Raw genomic sequence first — 16,420 nt, forward strand, 5'->3', positions numbered from 1 at the left:
GCAGCCACCGTTGTGGATTCTCTACAGTTCGCTACTTCAGCAGGTCACTCGGGGTGTCCCTGCCCCCATGCCGGTCGGCCGGGGGTGTGCCCGGGGGCGTGGTCGACGGCCCCCCGGGAGGTCGCAGCCGCAGGTCATGACGGTTGCAGCCGCCCCAGCGCCAGGGCGATGCGCAGGGTGAAGGCGGAGCGGACGTCGCTGGGCGCATACCCGGTGACATCGGTCACACGCCGCAGTCGGTAGCGAACGGTGTTGGGGTGAACGAACAGCATCCGCGCCGCACCCTCCAACGAGGACGCCTGCTCCAGGTAGACCGACAGGGTGTCCAGCAGCGCGGACCCGGCCTCGTCCAGCGGGGTGTAGATCTCCTCGACCAGCTGGGTGCGGGCCGCCTGGTCCCCGGCCAGCGCCCGTTCCGGCAGCAGGTCGTCGGCCAGCACCGGCCGCGGCGCGTCCGGCCAGGCGGCGCAGGCCCGCAGTCCGGCCGCGGCGGCCTGGGCCGAGCGGGTCGCCGACAGCAGGTCGCCGACGGTCGGGCCGATCACCACCGGACCCGCCGCGAACTGCCCGATCAGCGCCCGGGCGGCCGGGACCGGGTCCCAGACCCGGTCCGGGTTCCGGCCGCCGTCACCGACCACGACCACCAGCCGGGCGCCCAGCACCCCGGTCAGCACATGCAGCTTGGCGTGCCGGGCGGCCCGGCGGATGGCCTCGACCACCAGCTCGCTGTCCCCGGCGGGCGCGCTGCCCATCACCACCATCACCCGGTCGGGCGATCCCCAGCCCAGCGCCGCAGCTCGGGACAGCACGCCCTCGTCGGCGTCGCCGGACAGCAGCGAGTTGACCACCAGCGCCTCCAGCCGGGCGTCCCAGGCCCCGCGCGCCTCGGCGGCCTGCGCGTACACCTGGGCCGTCGCGAAGGCGATCTCCCGGGCGTAGACCAGCACCGCCTCGCGCAGCCCGTCCTCGCCGCCCGGTGCCGCGACCTCGTCGATGGCCTCCTCGACCACCTCGATGGTGGTGCGGATCATCTCCACGGTCTGGCGCAGCGTCACCGCCCGCGTCAGCTCGCGCGGGGCGGTGCCGAACACGTCGGTGCTGATCGCCTGGGGCGCCTCCGGGTGGCGGAACCACTCGGTGAAGGCGGCGATACCGGCCTGGGCGACCAGACCGATCCAGGAGCGGTGCTCCGGCGGCATGTTGCGGTACCAGGACAGCTGCTCGTCCATCCGGGCGATGGCCGCGGTGGACAGCTTCCCGGCCGCCTTCTCCAGCCGTTTGAGCGTGGCGGCATGCCGCTCGGCCCGCTCGGCGGCGGTCCGGCGCTCTATCGCCGTCCCCCGGGGCGATCCCCGGCGCTCGGGCTCCGGCCCGGGCCCGTCCGGCGGCGCGGCGGGCGGCGTCGCCCTGGCTGCGGCCTTCTTGGCGGTCTTCTTCGCTGGCTTATCGACTGGGACGGCTGGCACAGGCACAAGACTGCCCTACGTACGGAGGGATGCGCGCCGAGCAGGAGCTTCCCGATGCGTGGCAACGGTCACAACCCGGGCACGGTAGCGTCGGGCGCGTGTCCGAACAGCCCGCCCCCGCCCTCACGGTCCACCTCGCGTTCGAGCGCTACGCCTCAGCGCCCGAGCCGGGGGTGCTGACCCGGCACGCCTTCTCCTTCGCGGGCCACTACGACCCGGCGAACACGCATTTCGGGGCGCTGCTGGCCTGCAACGAGGAGACCCTGGCGGCCGGTGCGGGCTTCGCCCCGCACAAGCACCGCGACACCGAGATCCTGACCTGGGTGCTGGACGGCGCGCTGGCGCACCGGGACGACCACGGCCACGCGGCGGTGGTCCGGCCCGGACAGGTGCAGTACCTGGGCGCGGGCAGCGGGGCCGTGCACAGCGAGGGCAACGTCGGCGCCGCGACGGGTCCGGTGCGCTTCGTGCAGTTCTGGCTGCAGCCGGACGAGTTCGGGGCGGAGCCCCGCTATGCGCTGCGGCCCGCGCCGACCGGTTCCGGGCTGCTCACCCTGGCCGGCCTGGGCGAGCTGCGGCGCGCCGACGCGGCCCTGCACCTGCTGCGGGTCGGCCCCGGCGCGGCGCTGCCCGCGCTGCCGGCGGCCGACTACCGCTACCTGCATGTGGTCCGCGGCGGCCTGGGCTTCCGCACCGCGGGCGGCCCGCGCGGGGTGGGCCGGGAGCTGGGCCCCGGTGACAGCCTGAGGATGAGCGGGGCAGCAGCCGTGCCGGTCGACCCGGTGGCGGGGCCGGAGGGTGTGGAGGCGCTGCTGTGGGAGATGCACTCAGCGGTGCGCTACGGCTGAGCCGGGGGATTTCTGGTGCGGACCGTAGGGGGTTGGTCGCGCAGTTCCCCGCGCCCCTAGGGGGCTGCCCATAGGGGCGCGGGGAACTGCGCGACCAGCCATGCACAAGCCGCACCCAGGATCCAGCCCCGTTCAGCCGGCCAGTTCCCGCAGCACCGCGTCGGTGAACGGGGGCCACAGCTCCGCGGCCCAGGTGCCGAAGTCACGGTCGGTCAGGGCCACGCAGGCAGCCCCGGCGACCGGGTCCACCCACAGGAAGGTCCCGGCCTGGCCGAAGTGGCCGAAGGCGGTGGGGGCGCTGTTCCGGCCCATCCAGTGCGGCGTCTTGTGGTCGCGCAGGTCGAAGCCGAGCCCCCAGTCGTTGGGCCGCTGGTGCCCGAAGCCCGGCAGTACGCCGTCCAGGCCGGGGAAAGCCACGGTGGTGGCCTCGGCCAGGGTGGAGGCGTGCAGCACCCGGGGGGCCTGCAGTTCGGCGGCGAAGCGGGCCAGGTCGGCGGCGGTGGACACACCGCCCGCACCGGCCGGGCTCTTGGACGCCGGGTCGATCCGGGTGTCGGCCATGCCCAGCGGCTGGAACACGGCCTCGGCGGCGTACTGCGGGAAGGGGATGCCGGTGGCCTTCTCCACGGTGTCGGCCAGCACGTCGAAGCCGGCGTTGGAGTAGAGCCTGCGGGTGCCGGGGGCGGCCATCTGCCGGTGCTCGTCGAAGGCCAGCCCCGAGGTGTGGGCCAGCAGGTGACGGACCGTCGAGCCCTCGGGGCCGGCCGGCTGGTCCAGCTCGACCGCCCCCTCCTCCACCGCGACCAGTACCGCGAACGCGCTCAGCGGCTTGGTGACGGAGGCCAGCGGGAAGGCGTGCTGCTGCGGTCCGCGCGCCCCGGCCAGGGTGCCGTCCCGGAGCACCACGGCGGCGGCCGCCGTCGGTACCGGCCACTTGTCGATCATCAGCAGGCTGTCCATGACGGACAGACTATCGATGCCGAGTGACCGGACCGGGGCGGCCGTGCCGCAGCTGACCGATGACGGCTGACAGATGACGACAGCTGTCAGCCGCCGACCGTCACCTGCCGGGCGTCAGCCGATGACCGCGATGCCGTCCGTGGTGACCGTGGGCCGGCCCGAGGTGCCGACGACCACGATCTTCACGGTGTGCTTGCCGCTACCGGACCAAGTTTTCGTCCACACCGCCTGGTGGTAGGCGGTGCTGGTGGCCTTGAGGTCCACCGTGCCGACCTTGACGCCGTCGACGTAGACGTATGCCTGCCCCGAGGTGGTGGAGCGGTTGGCGACCCAGGCGACCGAGCGGCCGCTGAAGGTCCAGCTGATGGTCGCGTTCTTCGCCTTGGAGGTGTAGGCGCGTCCGCCGAGGAAGTTGCTGCTGGAGCTGGTGGTCCAGCTGCCGGTCCGGCTGGACGAGGTCTCCGGCACCAGCTTCGGGGTGGCGCTGACCGAGGCGGTGGCGGTGTTGCCGGCGGCGTCGGCCGCCCGCAGCGTGAACAGGCTGCTCTTGCCCACGGCCTGCCAGGTCCACCAGCCGGTGGCCGAGGCACCCAGCGTCGCGGAACTGGGCGAGGTGGCGTTGACCGAGGCCAGCGCCAGGTTGTCCGCGGCCCGCCAGCTCAGCAGCACCGGGACGCTGCTCGCGTAGACGGTGCCGGTGCGCAGCCCCACCGAGGGGGCGGTGCTGAAGGTCGGTGCGGTGTTGTCACGGACCAGGGTGAACGCGGCCGACGTGGTGGCGGCGCCGCTGACGTGGGTGGCCACCACCTTGACGCTGTGGCTGCCGGCGCCCACGGTGACCGCGGCCGAGGTGGCGCTGCCACCGGTACGGGCGACCACATTGCCGTCCACCAGGACGGCGAAGCCCGAGATCACCGCGCCGGGGGTGGCGGTGGACCAGCTGACCGTGACACTGCCCTTGGTGTACCAGCTGCTCCCGGACTTGGCGGCGCCGGCGACCCCGGTCACCGACAGGCCGGTCACCGGCCCGGCCGCGTAGGAGCGGATCAGGCCGAGGTCGTTGTAGAGCTGGTTGCCGGGGCAGTCGGTGGCGAAGCCGTCCCGGTGCCCGGACACCGCGTTCAGGGTGACCTGCTGGTTGGTCTTGAACTTGTTGCCGCTGCCGGCGTAGGTGCCGGCCTCGACCAGGGTGCCCTTGCCGGTCAGCGGGCTGGTCTTCGACATCCCCAGCTTCCAGGCGGTGATCCGGGCGATCGAGCCCAGCATGGCCTTGGTGGGCGTCGCGCCCTTGCCGTCGGCCGAGTCGCCGCCCGTGAGGTCGGTGTAGGTGCCGATCGCGGCGATGCCCATGCTGTTGGTGTTCAGACCGTAGGTCTGCGCGCCCACCACCGGCAGCGCCTGGCCGCCGAAGCGGCCCTCGAAGATGGTGCCGCACTTGTCGACCAGGTAGTTGTAGCCGATGTCGCGCCAGCCCTGGACCTTGACGTGGTAGGCGTAGATGCTGCGGACCATCGCCGCCGAGCTGGAGCAGCTGTAGCTGTTGCTGTCGTCGGTGTGGTGCACGAACACCACCTTCACCGCGGTGCCGTAGGCCGGGTAGCCGGTCTCGCGCAGGCACTCGTCGGCGCCCCAGGAGGCCCGACTGACGACGGTCGGGGCGGCGATGCTGCTGCTGGTCACGGCCGGCAGCGGGGAGGGCGAGGTCTTGGTGGTGGTCGCGGCGCCGGTGCAGCTGGGGTAGGCCTGGGCCAGGGTCGGCAGCTGGGAGGCGACCGGCGTGGCACTGGCGCTCGCGGACGCCGAGGCGCTCGCCGAGGCCGACGTGCCGGCGGAGCCGGACGCGCTCGCGGACGCCGAGGCGGAGGCTGACGCAGTGGCGGTGGTGGTGTCCTCGGCGCTCGCCGAGGCGGAGGCGCTGTCCGTGGCGGCCGCACTGCCGGTGTCGGTCGCCGTGTCGGTGGCGGAGTCCGTCGCGGTCGCGCTGGCGCTGTCGGTCGCGCCGATGCTGTCCGTGGCCGCGGGGGAGTCGCTCGCGCTGTCGCTCGGCGAGGCGGAGGTGTCGTCCATCGCGTAGCCCGCTGCGGCCATGTCCGTCGTGGATCCGCCGGTGCCGCTCGCGACGCCGGGGTCGACCAGGTCGACGGTGAGCCCGGCCGGGAGGGCGGTCACGCCCTTGGCGGCGGCGACCCGGACCTGCACCCCGTCGGAGGGGCCGACCCAGTGCGGCTCGGTGCCGCCGCGGACCCCGCTGCGGCCCAGCTCGTCCGGGTCCGGGAGGGAGTCCTCAGCGCCCAGTGCGGTCCACCCGCTCCAGCGGCCGTCGGCGCTGGACCGGGTCCGCACCTCGACCGTGCCGGAGAGCTTGGCGGCGGCGCCGGTCCAGGTGACGCCGACGGAGCTGAACGCCTTGGTGGAGCGAGCCGCCAGGGTGGCGCTCCGGTCCGAGTCCGCGGTCAGGGCGAGCGCGCTCACCGAGGGGACGATGGGCTGGGCGGTTGCGCCGGCCGAGGTACCCGAGGCGCTGCCCGATCCGGAGTCCAGGACCGCGACCACACCGGCACTGCCGACCAGCAGGACACCGGCGGTCACCAGCGCCCGCGTCCTGAGTCGCTTCCGACTGCGATCGACGCCGCGTGCTCGTCTGCCCATGTCCCGCCCCTTGTGTTCCGGTCGACTGTAAATCGGCTGATCCTATTGGGGGCGGGCCACCGGGTCGCGGACCGGGGCGTCGGTTGTGACCGCCCGGTGCGCTTGCTTAGAGCGCACTCATAGTCGGTAGGTTCGAAACATGGCACCGGCGATCGCGGCACTGCAGACATCGGACTCGGCGGCAGCACCGGCGGAGGCCGACGACACGCCGCGCCACACCATCGGCGAGGTGGTCGCCAGGATCGGACTCACCGCGCACACTCTGCGCTGGTACGAGCGGATCGGCCTGCTGGAGCCCCCGGCCCGCTCGCACTCGGGCCAGCGGCGGTTCAGCGACCGCGACCTGGTCTGGCTGGAGTTCCTCAACAAGCTCCGGCTGACCCAGATGTCGGTGGCGGACATGGTCCGCTACGCCGAACTGCGGCGCGAGGGCGAGCACACCGCCGCCGCCCGCCAGGAACTGCTGATCCAGCACCGCGACGAGGTGCGCCGGCGGATCGCGGACCTCCAGGCCACGCTGATGATCATCGACCACAAGATCGACTTGTACGCGGAGAGGCAGACGCAGACATGAGCAGCAACAACGCCATCGCGACCACCACGCTCGGCACCGGCGGCCCGGTGGTCGGCGTCCAGGGCCTCGGCTGCATGGGCATGAGCGACTTCTACGGGGAGACCGACACCGCCGAGGCCCTGGCCACCCTGGACCGGGCCCTGGAGCTCGGGGTCACCTTCTTCGACACCGCCGACATGTACGGCTTCGGCGAGAACGAGAAGCTCATCGGCCCGTTCGTGCGGGCCAACCGGGACCGGGTGGTGGTCGCCACCAAGTACTCCATCGAACGCCGGATCGACGACCCCACCTACCGGGCCGTGCGCAACGACCCGGCGTACATCCGGCAGGCCGTCGACGCCAGCCTGAGCCGCCTCGGCGTGGACGTCATCGACCTGTACTACATGCACCGCCGCAACCCCGAGGTGCCGCTGGCCGAGTCGGTCGGCGCGATGGGGGAGCTGGTGACGGCGGGGAAGGTCAAGTACCTGGGCCTGTCCGAGGTCACCGGCGCCGAACTGCGGGAGGCGCACGCGGTGCACCCGATCACGGCGCTGCAGTCGGAGTGGTCGCTGTTCTCCCGGGACGTGGAGCGGACCGCGGTGCCGACGGCGGCCGAGCTGGGGGTGGCCTTCGTGCCCTACTCGCCGCTCGGCCGGGGCTTCCTGACCGGTGCCTTCGCCCATGCGGGCGAGCTGGGGGCGGCCGACTTCCGCAACCACCAGCCCCGCTTCACCGGCGACAACGCCGCGCACAACGCTGCGCTGCTCGCCCCGGTGCACAAGATCGCGGCAGCGCACGGGGCCACGGCCGGGCAGGTCGCCCTGGCCTGGGTCCAGCAGCAGGCCGAGGTGCACGGGCTCGCGGTGGTGCCGATCCCCGGGACGCGTCGGCGCAGCCGCCTGGAGGAGAACGCCGGGGCGACGGCGCTGCACCTGAGCTCCGAGGAGTTGGCGGCACTGGAGCCGATCGCCGCCGCGGTGGTGGGCGACCGGTACGCGGACATGACCGGGACGTCGGCCGCGCGCGAGTAGGCCTGTGGCTTGTCGCGCAGTTCCCCGCGCCCCTATGGGTCTGCAACTGGCTCAGTTGCAACACGTCAGGGGCGCGGGGAACTGCGCGACAAGCCGACCACTCAGCCGCACCCGGGCTCAGAGCCCCGAGATGCACCCGCCGTTGTTGTTGCTGCACACCACGTCCTGGTACCGGTCCAGCGCGATGTCCGCGAAGTTCCGCAGGCTCGCGGTTCCGGGTGACAGGTACCCGTTGTGCCCGTTGGCCCCGGTGGAAGCGATCACGCGGGAGCCGAAGTCGGTGCTGGTCGGGTCGGCCCCGTGGCCGAGCCCGGCGACCTCCAGGTAGGGCACGTTGCCGATCCAGTCGCCGGGGTTGCGCGCGGTGGCCCACAGCCGCACCCCGGTGCCGAGGTCCGCGGCGTCGGAGACGTCCATCCCGGGGCTGCCGAAGACCACCATGTCGGTGACGCCCTGCGGGGCGTCGATCTTCGGGGCGGCGATCCCGCACACCACCGAGCCGTAGGAGTGGCAGTACAGCGACGGCGCCGTCTCCGGGTGCGAGGTGATCTTGAGCCCGTCGAGCAGGCTCTCCAGCCGCGGCGCGGCGGCCTCGGCGAGGCGGGCCGTGGCCGCGTCCGCGCCCAGTCCGACCGGGGTGACGTAGCCGGACCAGGCTATGACCGCGGTGCTGGTGCCCGGTGAGACCGCCTCCTCCTCGGCGCGCAGCGCCTGCGCCATCCCGGCGGCGCCCTTGAGCGGCTGGTCGGTGCGCTCGAAGTGGGCCAGGTCCATGTCGGAGCCGGGGACCAGCACCGACACCCGCTGGGCGGTGGACAGGTTGCCGTACACCTCGGCCACCAGGCCGCGTCCGCGCGGGTCGAAGGCCAGGATCTGGCGGCCGGGGGTGAGCAGGGTGTTCAGCATCCCGACCCGTCCGGCGGCGGAGGCACGGTCGGAGGCGGTCAGCGAGGTGTCGGCGGCGCGGGCCTTCTGGGTGGCGAGCTCCTGCTCCATGGCGATCGCGTTGGCCTGGTAGCGCAGGGCCAGCGGGGCACCGTCGAAGTTCCCGACCACCAGCGGGTAGGCGTGTACCAACCGCTGCTGCTGGGCAGTGGTGAGGGAGGCGAAGAACGCGGCGACCTCGGCCGCGGTGGCCTTGGCCGGGTTCGGGAGGTCGCGGCCCAGCGAGTGGTCCTGGGTCCAGGCCTTGCTGCCGGCCGGCGGAGTGGTGATCGCGATCTGCTCGTCGGAGACCGCGGCGCCCGCGGCCGCGGCACCGGTGCCGGCGAGAACAGTGAAGGACACCATCGCAGCTATCAGCGTGCGCCTGAACCGCATACGCGTGACTCTCCTTGGGCGTGGGGCGACCGTCATACGGGCCGTGCCCGGAGGTCTTGCTGAGATGCTCTGCGTCAGCGTAAGCGCAATACCGGTCTGCGTACGCTGTACCCGGTACAACCAAACTGCGACAACCGTCACAAGGAGCGCCAATCGGCCCACAGATTCACGGCTGCTTCACACACGGAAAGCCCTCGCGAAGCCTGCGGGGACCCAGGTGGACCCGGGCCGGCGGCCACGCGGACCGTCCCCGGAACGAGGGAACCGGTGTGATGAACGGCTTCGCTCGTGTCGGCGGCCTCAAGGCTTTTCTTACCAGCGACCTATCTCACCCGCCGCACCCCTGGCGCGGAGCGCACCTCGGGCCCGCACCCCGGTAGCAGGGGTGTGGGCCCGAGGACTGCGGGGCTGGGGTCAGCTGTGCTTCCAGGTCACCGTGAAGGCGTTGCCGCCGGAGAGGGCGGAGGTGGTGGCCTTGGTGGTGGAGCCGGAGGCCATGTTGATCTGGTCGGGGGAGAAGTTCCCGATCGGCTGGCCGTTGGCGGTGGCGCTGGTGAAGGACGCGGTGCCGAAGTTGGTCAGCGGCAGCACACCGGAGCTGCTGGACGGGGCCTCGGCGATGACCTCGGCGGACGCCAGCGCGGCGCTGGCCAGGGTCTTGGTGACGGTCCTGCTCCAGCCCTGGGTGGTGTCCGAGAGCACCAGCTTGAAGGAGCCGCTGCCGCTCTCGGTGACCGAGGAGGTGAAGTGGTCGCCGGGCCGGACCGTGTTGGAGAAGTTCACCGGGTAGGCCGGGTACATCTCGTACCACGCGTAGTACTGCGGGGAGCCGCCGGAGCAGTCCACCTCGCTGCCGGTCTGCTCGACCGAGTTGCTGCCGTCGCCGTCCAGTCCGATCCAGAAGCTGGAGTAGGTGGTGGCGCTGGTGCACTTGCCGGTGGGCTGGACCCAGCTGGCGCTGACGCTGGTGAACTTGGCGCCGGTCGCGGCGTAGCCGGACCAGTTCGAGGACGTGCTGTTCCGTATTCCGCCTACCTGCGCGACCATGTGGTGGCCGGCCGGGGAGGACAGCTGCAGCGGCGCGTTGCTGAACGCGGGGGCCGCCACGGCCAGCCCGGGGGCGGCGGAGCCGAGGACGGCCAGCAGGCCGGCGGACAGGGCAGTGATGCGACGGGTCGTCGACATGGTGCTCCTTCTCGCGGTGGGGATCCCGATGTTGTCGGAGTACCGTCAAGGTAGCGGCTGCTGCCACCCCGCACAGTGGTTTAACAGAAATCCACACTGAAAAACCTCGGCCCGGCGACGGTGACGTCGCCGGGCCGAGGCCGGATACCGCGGGTGCTGAGGGAACTGACTGCAGGTCAGGCGTCTCCGCCGGCCGCGCCCGGGTGGGCCGCCGCCACGTCCAGCAGCTGGTAGCGGTCGATGGCCACCTTCAGCGCCGAGCGGTCGACCTTGCCCTGCTTGGCGAGCTCGGTGAGCACCGCCAGGACCACCGACTGGGCGTCGATGTGGAAGAAGCGACGGGCCGCGCCACGGGTGTCGGCGAAGCCGAAGCCGTCCGCGCCCAGCGACTGCCACTGGCCCGGGACCCAGCGCGCGATCTGGTCCGGCACCGCGCGCATCCAGTCCGAGACGGCCACGAAGGGACCCTCGGAGCCGCTCAGCTTCTTGGTGACGTACGGGACGCGCTGCTCCTCCTCCGGGTGGAGCAGGTTGAACTCCTCCACCGCGACGGCGTCACGGCGCAGCTCGTTCCAGGAGGTCGCGGACCAGACGTCGGCCTTGACGTTCCACTCCTCGGCGAGGATCCGCTGGGCCTCCAGGGCCCACGGCACGCCCACGCCGGAGGCGAGGATCTGCGCCGGGATCTGGCCGCCGGTCGCCGGGGCGTACCGGTGCAGGCCCTTGAGGATGCCGTCCACGTCGACGTTCTCGGGCTCCGCGGGCATCCGCATCGGCTCGTTGTAGACCGTCATGTAGTAGAAGACGTCCTCGCCGTGCGGGAACTCGGCGCTGCTGCCGTACATCCGGCGCAGGCCGTCCTGGACGATGTGGGCGATCTCGAACCCGAAGGCCGGGTCGTAGGCGACCACGGCCGGATTGGTCGAGGCCAGCAGCTGGCTGTGGCCGTCGGCGTGCTGCAGGCCCTCGCCGGTCAGGGTGGTGCGGCCGGCGGTGGCGCCCAGCACGAAGCCGCGGGCCAGCTGGTCGGCCATCTGCCAGAACTGGTCGCCGGTGCGCTGGAACCCGAACATCGAGTAGAAGACGTAGACCGGGATCAGCGGCTCGCCGTGGGTCGCGTAGGAGGAACCGGCGGCGATCAGCGAGGCGGTGCAGCCGGCCTCGGAGATGCCGTCGTGCAGCATCTGCCCGTTCGGCGACTCCTTGTAGGCGAGCAGCAGTTCGCGGTCCACCGACTCGTACAGCTGGCCCTGCGGGTTGTAGATCTTCGCCGAGGGGAACAGCGAGTCCATGCCGAAGGTGCGGTACTCGTCCGGGGCGATCGGCACGAAGCGCTTGCCGATCTCCTTGTCCCGCATCAGGTCCTTGAGCAGCCGGACGAAGGCCATGGTGCTGGCCATCTCCTGCTTGCCCGAGCCCTTCTTGAGCAGCTTGTAGGTGTCGTCGCCGGGGAGCTCCAGCTTGACCGGGCGCACCTTGCGGGTCGGCATGTAGCCGCCCAGCTCGCTGCGCCGGTCGTGCATGTACTGGATCTCCTCCGAGTCGCGGCCCGGGTGGTAGTAGGGCGGGTAGCCCTCGTCCAGCTGCTTGTCGGTGATCGGCAGGTGCAGCCGGTCGCGGAAGCGCTTGAGGTCCTCGGTGGTCAGCTTCTTCATCTGGTGGGTCGCGTTGCGGCCCTCGAAGTTGGGACCGAGGGTCCAGCCCTTGACGGTCTGCGCCAGGATCACGGTCGGCTGGCCGACGTGCTCGCGGGCGGCCTTGAACGCGGCGTAGACCTTGGCGTGGTCGTGGCCGCCGCGGCCCAGGTGCTGGATCTGCTGGTCGGTCAGGTCCTCGACCATCTTCCGCAGCCGCAGGTCGCCGCCGAAGAAGTTCTCCCGGATGTACGCGCCGGACTCGGTGGCGTAGGTCTGGAACTGGCCGTCCGGGGTGGTGTTCAGCTTGTTGACCAGGACGCCGTCGCGGTCCTGCGCCAGCAGCGGGTCCCAGCTGCGGTCCCAGATGAGCTTGATGACGTTCCAGCCGGCCCCGCGGAACTGCGACTCCAGCTCCTGGATGATCTTGCCGTTGCCGCGGACCGGGCCGTCCAGGCGCTGCAGGTTGCAGTTGACCACGAAGGTCAGGTTGTCCAGGTTCTCGCGGGCCGCGAGCGACAGCTGGCCCAGCGACTCCGGCTCGTCCATCTCGCCGTCGCCGAGGAAGGCGTAGACGTGCGAGTTGGAGGTGTCCTTGATGCCGCGGTCGCTGAGGTAGCGGTTCATCCGGGCCTGGTAGATCGCGCCCAGCGGGCCGAGGCCCATGGAGACGGTGGGGAACTCCCAGAAGTCCGGCATCAGCCGCGGGTGCGGGTAGCTCGACAGGCCGTAGGGGGCCTTCGACTTCTCCTGGCGGAAGGCGTCGAGCTGCTGCTCGCTCAGTCGGTCCAGCAGGAAGGCGCGGGCGTAGATGCCGGGGGAGGCGTGGCCCTGGAAGAAGATCTGGTCGCCGGACTCGCCGTCGGCGTCCTTGCCCCGGAAGAAGTAGTTGAAGCCCACGTCGTACAGCGACGCGGAGGAGGCGAAGGTGGCGATGTGGCCGCCCACGCCGATACCGGGGCGCTGCGCGCGGGAGACCATCACGGCCGCGTTCCAGCGGGTCGCGTTGAGGACCTTGCGCTCGATCTCCTCGTTGCCGGGGAAGAACGGCTCGTTCTTGGTCGCGATGGTGTTGATGTAGTCCGTGCTGCGCATCTCGGGCACGGCGACACGCTTCTCGCGGGCGCGCTCGATGAGCCGCAGCATCAGGTAGCGGGCGCGTTCACGGCCCCGCTCGTCGATGGCGGCATCGAGCGATTCCAGCCACTCGCTGGTCTCCTCGGGATCGAAGTCCGGGACCTGGCTGGGCAGGCCGCCAATGATGATCGGGTTGCGATCGGATCCGGAAGCCACGCTGTTCCTTCACTGTCGGTCGAACTGAGGTGGTGTCGCGCCGCCTCCATCGTGGACCGCAGGTCGAGAAACGTCATCTCTACCAGTGGGTAACCGGTTCGTGCCCTGGGATGTCTCCATCCAAAAGCTCCCCATTAGGGTGAAACCGGCCCAGCTGTGCAGACGGAACCCTGGGTGGGGGTCCTGGCTGCGACGTAGCGGCCCGACCGAAACCACGACGTTGTGGTGGTGGGAGGCTGGGGAGGGCCAATCAGGAACTCTACGCCCGGCTGAGCAGTGCTCCGGAACTGCTGTACGGGGAGTGAGGGGGCGGCGCGAGGGGTAAGTGAGTCGGCAATCCGCTGCGCGGATCCGCCGCACCGCTTGATACTGGGGCAAATGGGCGTGATGTGTGTCACGCTCGGCGGCGTGTCGCGTTGCGGCGCATCGTCGTCGGTACGGGATCGGGGAGCGGGTACTTGCGCTGAACGCCCCGCCCGTGTGGACTACGGCCACAGCCCTGCCTTCAGGAGGCAGGGTCGGATATAGGAGGCAATTCCCGTGAGCGCGACCGCGGACCCCGCGGAGGACAGGACCAACCCGGCAAACCGGTTGGGATTCCAGCCCGGACAGGTGGTCCAGGAGCTCGGCTACGACGACGACGTCGACCAGGATCTGCGTGAGGCCGTCGAGGACCTCACCGGCAGCGAACTCGTCGACGAGGACTACGACGACGTCGCGGACGCCGTGCTGATGTGGTTCCGCGAGGACAGCGAGGACGGCGATCTCACCGACGCCCTCGTCGACGCCCAGGAGTACCTGGTGGAGGGCGGCCTGGTCTGGCTGCTCACCCCCAAGACCGGGCGTACCGGGCACGTCGAGGCCAGCGACATCGCCGAAGCGGCGCAGACCGCCGGCCTCTCCCAGACCAGCACCGTCGCCGTCAGCAAGGACTGGCAGGCGGTTCGGCTGGCCACCCCCAAGGCCGCCAAGGCAGGCCAGCGCTGATCGGCTGACGGCGTAACAGAGGGACCGACAGCTCAACACTGCGACGGCTCGCCGTACCGGCCGCCCGGCACCACGGGTTCGGCCGATACGGCGGGCCGTTGCGTTCTGCAACAGGCAGAATGCTGGGATGGACCATCATCGCGGCGTCGCCACCGGGCCGCCCGGAGAACTCGCCGAGCGGACCCTGGGGGCCTGGGACGGGCTGCTGGAGCTGGCCCGGACGCTGCCGTCCGAGGGCCTGGGCCGGCTGGCGGAACTGGGTTCCTGGCCCGAGCGCCCGGTGCTGGCCCGGCTGATGGCCCAGGCCCGCGACTCCGCCGGCGGTCCCGCCCCGACGCCGCCGCAGGCACCGCCGTCCCAGGCGCCGCTGTCCGAGACGCCGCTGTCCGAGACGCCGCTGTCCGAGGCACCGCGGCAGGACCACTCCGACGAGCCCCCGGCCCGGGTCCTGGCAGCCTTGGACGAGGCGCGGCGCAGGATCGCCGAGGCGCTGGCCGAGGTCGAGCGGGAGCCCGGGCTGGCCCTGGTGGAGCTGGACTCGGCGCTGGGCCCGCTGCCGCTGCTCACCCAGATCCACGCCTCCGCCCACGAGGTCGCCCTGGCGGCCCTGGACTGTTTCCCGGACCGCGCCGCCGCGCGCGCCGGACTCTCCCCGGCGGTCACCGACGCCGCCGTCGCCGCGATGGTGGACGTGGTCGGGGCACTGGCCCACCGGCAGGGGCTGCGCGCCGAGGCCGGGGTGTGGGGCGAGGGGACCAGCGGTTGGGTGTTCCGTGCCGACGCGCAGGGATGGCGGACCGAGTCCGGCACCGGTGGCGGTCCCGGAGCCGACACCCCGGGGATCGAAGGGGCCGCGGCGACCGTGCTCGGCGTCCCGATCGGGCGGGCTGCGCTGCCCTCGCTGCTGGCCAAGGGGGAGATCCGGCTGCACCGGATCGGCGGGCTGATGGCGCTGGCCCCGCTGGTGGAGCAGGTGCCCGGGCTGCCCGGTGGCGCGCTGCTGCGGCGCGCGGTGGGTGTGGTGGGACTGCTCGGGCGGCTGCCCGGTCTGCGCTGACCCGGACCGCCGCGCCGGCGCCGCACCGCAGCGGGTGACCTGGATGCGGGAGGGGCCGGACCCGGGTGGCAGGATGAGCGCGGGCACGACGTCCGCAAGGGTTCCGTCGGCGCTGAGCCGAGGGCCCGCAAGCATCCCTGAGAGGTAAGCATGGCTATCGAGGTCGGCACCGAGGCTCCGGACTTCGAGCTCAAGAACCAGCACGGTGAGCTGGTCAAGCTCTCCGACTTCCGCGGTGAGAAGAACGTCGTTCTGGTCTTCTACCCCTTCGCGTTCACCGGCGTCTGCACCGGCGAGCTCTGCAGCCTGGAGAAGGAGCTGCCGCAGTTCCAGAACGACGACGTGCAGATCCTGGCCGTCTCCAACGACTCGCCGTTCACGCTCCGCGTGTTCGCCGAGAAGGAGGGCCTGGAGTACCCGCTGCTGTCGGACTTCTGGCCGCACGGCGCAGCTTCCCGCGCCTACGGCGTGTTCGACGAGGAGAAGGGCTGCGCGGTGCGCGGCACCTTCGTCATCGACAAGGCCGGCGTGGTCCGCTGGACCGTCGTCAACGGCCTGCCGGACGCGCGCGACCAGCAGGAGTACCTGAAGGCGCTCGCCGCGATCTGAGCGGCGTCGCCCGGAAATCTCCGGTAAGACCCCTCGGTGGTGCGGCTTGCGGTATGCGTGATCCCGACATTTTAGGGAACTGGCCACTACGATCGATCCGTTGGCTGGACAGAAACCGCAACCGCACCAACGGGGGCACGGCGAAGTGCTCCCCCTGCATCTGGAGGACTCGTGGGTGTCAGCCTCAGCAAGGGTGGCAACGTCTCGCTCAGCAAGGAGGCGCCCGGCCTGACCGCGGTCCTCGTCGGCCTGGGCTGGGACGCTCGTACCACCACCGGCGCAGACTTCGACCTGGACGCCAGCGCCATCCTCACGTCCGAAACCGGCAAGGTCGTCTCGGACAAGGACTTCGTCTTCTACAACAACCTCAAGTCCTCGGACGGCTCGGTCGAGCACACCGGTGACAACACCACCGGTGAGGGCGAGGGCGACGACGAGGTCATCAAGGTGAACCTGGCGGCCGTCCCCGCCAATGTCGCCAAGATCGTCTTCCCGGTCTCCATCTACGACGCCGAGAACCGGCAGCAGAGCTTCGGCCAGGTCCGCAGCGCCTACATCCGGGTCGTCAACCAGGCCGGCGGCCAGGAGATCGCGCGCTACGACCTCACCGAGGACGCGTCCACCGAGACCGCCATGGTCTTCGGCGAGCTGTACCGCAACGGCACCGAGTGGAAGTTCCGGGCCATCGGCCAGGGCTACGCCTCCGGCCTGCGCGGCATCGCCCAGGACTTCGGCGTCAACGTCTGACGTCCAGGACGCCTTTCTCGTAGGCTGCCCGCGGCCGTCGTGCACGGCCGCGGGCAGCCGCGGGGCAAGCAGTACCGC

General features: G+C 71.5%; 13 protein-coding genes. 7 read left to right on the forward strand and 6 right to left on the reverse strand.

Annotated elements, in window-relative coordinates:
• Nucleotides 1-134 precede the first annotated feature (134 nt).
• Entirely contained in the window at nucleotides 135-1,331 is a 1,197-nt protein-coding gene (locus tag IF29_RS0106950; RefSeq protein WP_051725015.1) for a PucR family transcriptional regulator, read from the reverse strand.
• Nucleotides 1,332-1,564: 233 nt separating this feature from the next.
• Here IF29_RS0106950 and IF29_RS0106955 point away from each other — a divergent pair, with 233 nt between their 5' ends.
• Nucleotides 1,565-2,314: a pirin family protein gene (locus IF29_RS0106955; RefSeq protein ID WP_030251071.1), complete on the forward strand. Its 750-nt coding sequence runs from the start codon at nucleotides 1,565-1,567 to the stop codon at nucleotides 2,312-2,314.
• A gap of 132 nt (nucleotides 2,315-2,446) precedes the next feature.
• On the opposite strand, the gene IF29_RS0106960 is transcribed toward IF29_RS0106955, so the two are convergent.
• Both IF29_RS0106960 and IF29_RS0106965 read right to left on the reverse strand, forming a co-directional pair.
• Entirely contained in the window at nucleotides 2,447-3,274 is an 828-nt protein-coding gene (locus IF29_RS0106960; protein ID WP_030251074.1) for a serine hydrolase domain-containing protein, read from the reverse strand.
• 114 nt (nucleotides 3,275-3,388) lie between these two features.
• Nucleotides 3,389-5,863, reverse strand: coding sequence for an N-acetylmuramoyl-L-alanine amidase (locus IF29_RS0106965; protein ID WP_051724970.1), 2,475 nt, complete (start codon nucleotides 5,861-5,863; stop codon nucleotides 3,389-3,391).
• A 199-nt stretch (nucleotides 5,864-6,062) separates the two neighbouring features.
• On the opposite strand from IF29_RS0106965, the gene IF29_RS0106970 reads away from it, so the two are divergent.
• Both IF29_RS0106970 and IF29_RS0106975 read left to right on the forward strand, forming a co-directional pair.
• A complete protein-coding gene (locus IF29_RS0106970) occupies nucleotides 6,063-6,497 on the forward strand; it encodes a MerR family transcriptional regulator (RefSeq protein ID WP_030251079.1) in 435 nt (144 codons plus the stop codon).
• A complete protein-coding gene (locus IF29_RS0106975; protein WP_030251082.1) occupies nucleotides 6,494-7,510 on the forward strand; it encodes an aldo/keto reductase in 1,017 nt (338 codons plus the stop codon). The genes IF29_RS0106970 and IF29_RS0106975 overlap by 4 nt, the downstream gene beginning before the upstream one ends.
• Nucleotides 7,511-7,627: 117 nt before the next feature.
• On the opposite strand, the gene IF29_RS0106980 is transcribed toward IF29_RS0106975, so the two are convergent.
• The 3 genes from IF29_RS0106980 to aceE all read right to left on the reverse strand — a co-directional run bounded on the left by IF29_RS0106980 (nucleotide 7,628) and on the right by aceE (nucleotide 12,942).
• Nucleotides 7,628-8,830: an alpha/beta hydrolase gene (locus tag IF29_RS0106980; protein ID WP_157623632.1), complete on the reverse strand. Its 1,203-nt coding sequence runs from the start codon at nucleotides 8,828-8,830 to the stop codon at nucleotides 7,628-7,630.
• Between the two features lie 414 nt (nucleotides 8,831-9,244).
• The gene (locus IF29_RS0106985; RefSeq protein WP_030251087.1) at nucleotides 9,245-10,015 is read right to left on the reverse strand and encodes a G1 family glutamic endopeptidase; all 771 of its coding nucleotides are present in this window, start codon (nucleotides 10,013-10,015) and stop codon (nucleotides 9,245-9,247) included.
• Between the two features lie 176 nt (nucleotides 10,016-10,191).
• Complete coding sequence (gene aceE / locus IF29_RS0106990) at nucleotides 10,192-12,942, reverse strand: pyruvate dehydrogenase (acetyl-transferring), homodimeric type (RefSeq protein WP_030251090.1); 2,751 nt, start codon at nucleotides 12,940-12,942, stop codon at nucleotides 10,192-10,194.
• Between the two features lie 540 nt (nucleotides 12,943-13,482).
• Here aceE and IF29_RS0106995 point away from each other — a divergent pair.
• The 4 genes from IF29_RS0106995 (at nucleotide 13,483) to IF29_RS0107010 (ending at nucleotide 16,342) form a co-directional block, all read left to right on the forward strand.
• Entirely contained in the window at nucleotides 13,483-13,929 is a 447-nt protein-coding gene (locus IF29_RS0106995) for a DUF3052 domain-containing protein (RefSeq protein ID WP_030251092.1), read from the forward strand.
• 127 nt (nucleotides 13,930-14,056) lie between these two features.
• Nucleotides 14,057-14,986, forward strand: a complete 930-nt coding sequence (locus IF29_RS0107000) for a hypothetical protein (protein WP_030251095.1) — start codon at nucleotides 14,057-14,059, stop codon at nucleotides 14,984-14,986.
• Between the two features lie 150 nt (nucleotides 14,987-15,136).
• The gene (locus tag IF29_RS0107005; RefSeq protein WP_030251098.1) at nucleotides 15,137-15,595 is read left to right on the forward strand and encodes a peroxiredoxin; all 459 of its coding nucleotides are present in this window, start codon (nucleotides 15,137-15,139) and stop codon (nucleotides 15,593-15,595) included.
• Between the two features lie 171 nt (nucleotides 15,596-15,766).
• Nucleotides 15,767-16,342, forward strand: a complete 576-nt coding sequence (locus tag IF29_RS0107010) for a TerD family protein (protein ID WP_030251101.1) — start codon at nucleotides 15,767-15,769, stop codon at nucleotides 16,340-16,342.
• Nucleotides 16,343-16,420: the final 78 nt, after the last annotated feature.

Origin of the sequence: Streptacidiphilus jeojiense, assembly GCF_000719095.1 — a bacterium.
Classification (GTDB): domain Bacteria; phylum Actinomycetota; class Actinomycetes; order Streptomycetales; family Streptomycetaceae; genus Streptacidiphilus; species Streptacidiphilus jeojiensis.

Coding starts and splice junctions, on each gene's coding strand:
- IF29_RS0106975 (WP_030251082.1), top strand. CDS start 6,494: ATGAGCAGCAACAACGCCATCGCGACCACCACGCTCGGCACCGGCGGC.
- IF29_RS0107005 (WP_030251098.1), top strand. CDS start 15,137: ATGGCTATCGAGGTCGGCACCGAGGCTCCGGACTTCGAGCTCAAGAAC.
- IF29_RS0106985 (WP_030251087.1), bottom strand. CDS start 10,015: ATGTCGACGACCCGTCGCATCACTGCCCTGTCCGCCGGCCTGCTGGCC.
- IF29_RS0107000 (WP_030251095.1), top strand. CDS start 14,057: ATGGACCATCATCGCGGCGTCGCCACCGGGCCGCCCGGAGAACTCGCC.
- IF29_RS0106960 (WP_030251074.1), bottom strand. CDS start 3,274: ATGGACAGCCTGCTGATGATCGACAAGTGGCCGGTACCGACGGCGGCC.
- IF29_RS0106970 (WP_030251079.1), top strand. CDS start 6,063: ATGGCACCGGCGATCGCGGCACTGCAGACATCGGACTCGGCGGCAGCA.
- IF29_RS0106980 (WP_157623632.1), bottom strand. CDS start 8,830: ATGCGGTTCAGGCGCACGCTGATAGCTGCGATGGTGTCCTTCACTGTT.